The organism is Streptomyces sp. NPDC050636, assembly GCF_040654775.1.
Lineage (GTDB): Bacteria > Actinomycetota > Actinomycetes > Streptomycetales > Streptomycetaceae > Streptomyces.
The window spans coordinates 1-1,165 of record NZ_JBFAIP010000274.1; the positions used below are offsets into that span (position 1 = coordinate 1).

Here is a 1,165-nt window from a genome sequence, read left to right on the forward strand (position 1 = left end):
ACAGCTCCACCACACCGGAGGTCTTCGCCATGATCAAGCCCGGCAAGTGTCAACAACGCTCGTGATCAATACAGCTAGGGCCTGTCCGATGGGTCAGGCTCTAGGCGAGTTGTCCCGGCACGTTGGTGACGGGTGACCCCGGAGTGATGCCCCACATCGTGATCACGGGGCTGGAGACAGGTCAGCCGGGCACGCCCATGCGCTGCGTGCCGACGACTGACAGCAGCCGCAGTGCCTCTTCCGACGGTGAGCCGGGGGCGGCGGTGTAAATGACGACTTGCTGGTCCCGGTCGGCGATGTCCAGGACGTCGCAGTTGACGTTGACGGGGCCGACGAGAGGGTGCTCGAAGGTCTTGCAGAGGGTCGGCCGGGCGGTCACGTCGTGGGCCGCCCAGATCCGGGCGAACTCCTCGCTGCCGGCGAGGAGTTCCTCGACCAGACCGGTCACCTCCGGGTCGTTGGGGTAGCGGGCTGCGGCGGCGCGCAGGTGCTGGGCCGAGGTCCGGGTGAACTCGTCCGCGTCCGAGACGCCGTACAGCCGTCGGCCGTGCGGGTACGGGCCGAGGAAGGCGCGTCGGATGAGGTTCCGGTCCCGGCGCGACAGGGCGGAGAAGTCCTCCATCAGGGCGGCGGCCAGGTCGTTCCAGGCGATGACCTCGTACGTCGCCGACATCACGACCGCCGCGGCCTCCGGCAGCCGGTGCAGCAGGTCGACGATGCTCTGCCGTACCTCCCGCGAAGGTCCGGGCGGGGGTGCGGGCGGGGCACCGGCGAGGTGGTGGAGGTGGTCGCGCTCGGCGTCCGACAGGCGCAGCGCGCGGGCGAGTTGGGCCAGTACCTCGCGGGACGGGTGCGGGGCGCGGGCCTGCTCCAGTCGCGTGTAGTACTCGGTCGAGATGAACGCCAGCTGCGCCACCTCCTCGCGACGCAGTCCCGGGGTGCGGCGGCGCGGCCCGGCGGGCAACCCCGCGTCGGCGGGGGCGATGCGCTCGCGCCTGCTGCGCAGGAAGTCACCGAGCTCTCGTTGTACTCGTCGATTCACCTCCTCAGTGTGCGTGTGCGCCGAGGTGCCTAGGTGTATTGATCACGAGCGTTGTTGACACTTGCCGGGCTTGATCATGGCGAAGACCTCCGGTGTGGTGGAGCTGTCTAGGACTGCACCGCA

1 protein-coding gene is annotated in these 1,165 nt (G+C 69.4%); it reads right to left on the reverse strand.

Features of this window, described 5'->3' with window-relative positions; genetic code table 11:
- Positions 1–181 precede the first annotated feature (181 nt).
- Positions 182–1,042: a helix-turn-helix transcriptional regulator gene (locus tag AB0I10_RS41225; protein ID WP_363157863.1), complete on the reverse strand. Its 861-nt coding sequence runs from the start codon at positions 1,040–1,042 to the stop codon at positions 182–184.
- Positions 1,043–1,165 lie beyond the last annotated feature (123 nt).